A 211-nucleotide genomic window follows, 5' to 3' on the forward strand; every position below is an offset into this window, starting at 1 on the left:
GTACCAGTCATGAAAATATTCATTACCGATGAACAAAAAGCCGAACTCGAACACCTCCATCACACCTGTCGTGATAAGAGGGAGTGTGATCGCATAAAAGCGGTTCTGCTGGCCTCTGAGGGCTGGAGTTCAGTGATGATCGCTCAGGCCCTGCGTCTTCATGAAACGACCGTTAACCGTCATATCAGCGATTACCTTAATCATCGCAAAC

At 47.9% G+C, this 211-nt stretch carries 1 protein-coding gene; it reads left to right on the top strand.

The window, feature by feature from the left end; all coding sequences use genetic code 11:
* Positions 1 to 9 precede the first annotated feature (9 nt).
* The coding region (locus tag CKY02_RS23360; RefSeq protein WP_146747436.1) for a helix-turn-helix domain-containing protein at positions 10 to 211 on the top strand (202 nt) is incomplete at its 3' end.

It is taken from the genome of Photorhabdus bodei, assembly GCF_003287735.1.
In the GTDB taxonomy this organism is placed as follows: Bacteria; Pseudomonadota; Gammaproteobacteria; order Enterobacterales; family Enterobacteriaceae; genus Photorhabdus; species Photorhabdus kayaii.